Raw genomic sequence first — 901 nt, forward strand, 5'->3', positions numbered from 1 at the left:
TTGCTGACAAGAACAAAACTCTAATGAGATATAGGGAGATTGAGTTTGTGTATTACATTGCATTTTCTTGTTCCTTTCGCAATCTTTCGATTTTATTAAGGTTAAATTGCCTATTTTTATCTTTATAAAGATTGGAGTGAAAGTTTTGGGTTATGGGCAACAGAATGTTATAGGCTTTATGGTAGTTATCTTTATCTAAAGAATATAAAAAATCATTGATGTATGGATTTAGAACAACATAAAGTTGATTAAGGTTTTCTATATTATCCTCAATAAGCTGTAAGGTATAAATGCTCTTTCCGTGAAAATTAACAATTTCTACATCATCGCATACCAATAGTGCAGCAAACCAAGTAGGATTTCTAATATCTATAAAAAAAGTGCCTAATGGCAAATTAATATCTTTACCAATGTATTTTTTCAATATTAAGTTATTATTTTTTATCAAAATCTTTCTTGCATTCAGCGTCTTGTATATCAATAATGGACTTACAAAAAACCACAATATTACCAAAAATAACAAGATGACACTAATCAATAAACCATTATCATCTCTGCTCAAATATTTTTGTGTGCCTATAATAATATAATATATTCCGCCAAAGAAAAATATATATCGCACAAACCAAGAGTAAAAGAAACCTAATGTTTTTTTATGTTTCAACTCCCAAATAATCTTATCATCATCAGAATCTAGCTTTGTTGAATCTGCATTTGCTTTGTCTTTTTGAGATTCCCTATCATTATCTTTTATTATCTCACTCACTCTTCACCTCTCCACCTTTGACTACAAGTCCTTTGTTATCTATCACTACTTCTACTCCACCTGCTTTTATGATGACAGAGTCTCCTTTGGCTATGATTTGGGTTTCGCCCACTTGGTGTATGATTTCATTTCCTG

General features: G+C 30.4%; 1 protein-coding gene. It reads right to left on the reverse strand.

The window, feature by feature from the left end; all coding sequences use genetic code 11:
- Window positions 1-52: 52 nt before the first annotated feature.
- Complete coding sequence (locus CQA53_RS11635; protein WP_115544038.1) at window positions 53-766, reverse strand: hypothetical protein; 714 nt, start codon at window positions 764-766, stop codon at window positions 53-55.
- Window positions 767-901 lie beyond the last annotated feature (135 nt).

The organism is Helicobacter didelphidarum (genome assembly GCF_003364195.1).
GTDB classification, from domain to species: domain Bacteria; phylum Campylobacterota; class Campylobacteria; order Campylobacterales; family Helicobacteraceae; genus Helicobacter_A; species Helicobacter_A didelphidarum.